The organism is Psychrobacter sp. Ps7 (genome assembly GCF_022129225.1).
GTDB lineage: Bacteria > Pseudomonadota > Gammaproteobacteria > Pseudomonadales > Moraxellaceae > Psychrobacter > Psychrobacter immobilis_A.
This window is the reverse complement of record NZ_JADQAH010000080.1, coordinates 1-1,167: the sequence shown is the minus strand read 5'-3', so window position 1 is coordinate 1,167 and position 1,167 is coordinate 1. Positions and strand designations below refer to the sequence as shown.

Below are 1,167 nucleotides of genomic sequence, written 5' to 3'. Positions count from 1 at the left end.
AACTTTGACTTCCTCCCCGCCCTCAAAGGAGGGGGATTCCTACTAAAGACGGCCAAGCCCGACCGCGAGAATGTTTTTTGCTCCATTAACATCTCTGTTATGGGTCGTTTTACAAGAACGACAAAACCATACTCTTATACCAAGCGCTGATCTACCTTTCGGACTGTCTTGGCGAGAGCCGCAACACGAGCAGGTTTGGGTGGTGTACGCTTCATTCACTTCGATATAGTGGCAACCTGCGTTCGCGCATTTATAATCCAGTTGCCGCTTAATTTCAAACCAACCTGCGTCATAGACGGATTTGGCAAGTTTGCCCTTAGTGAATGATGTTGATTTTATTTTACCAACAACAATTAGGCTGTTGGCTTTGACAAGCTTTGATGTGAATTTATGAATAAGGTCTTGACGGGTATTTTTAATCTTGGCGTGAATGGCCTTGACCCGCTTTTTATTCTTAGCTCTTTGAGCAATGGCCAGTTTTTCAGCATATTGATGAGTGACTTTGGTTTGTAGTTTGTCGCCATCACTACTGACTGCTGAATCTTTGCAACCTAAATCAATACCGACTTGACCAGTGCCACACGCTGTTTTTGGAAATTCTTTAACCGTCACACAGACGTACCAGTGACCGCGATGGTCCTGTACCAATTCGCAAGTATTGATGGTGTAGAGCGCTAAGTTATAGCTGTCCCATAGGTCAATAGTGAGTTTTTTACCTTTAGCTAAGCTGAATTGCAGGGTGCTTTTTAGACACTTTTTACCACTTTGGCGGGTGCTGATATGCTTAATAGCGGTCTTTTTAAACGGAATCCAACCAAGAGAACTACGTTTGGCTCTAGGATTATTGGTGCGCCAGTTGAGTTTGGCTTTTTTAAACTGTTTACGAGCCTTGGCGTGGGTTTCGGTCACTGCTTGTAAGGTTTGGCTGTGCAGGTTTAGATATTCACCCGCACCTTTGGTGTAAGTAGCCAAATCATAAGCCGAAAAGAATTGACCAGTACGCTTGAGGTGTTTAAAACTTAGCTCATTGACGTAATTCCAGACAAAGTTAACCGACCCCGCTAAGATATTTAGCTGAGTGGCATGTTTGTCTTTGATGCGTAGTTTGAGCGTTTTCATGGGGTAATTATGATCTCAATGTATTTGGTTATCAAGGTATGTTCAATC

The 1,167-nt window shown here is 43.3% G+C and carries 1 protein-coding gene; it reads right to left on the bottom strand.

From position 1 onward, the window contains the following. Window positions 1-42 precede the first annotated feature (42 nt). A complete protein-coding gene (locus tag I3257_RS14095; RefSeq protein WP_238050168.1) occupies window positions 43-1,119 on the bottom strand; it encodes a transposase in 1,077 nt (358 codons plus the stop codon). Between the last annotated feature and the right edge of the window lie 48 nt (window positions 1,120-1,167).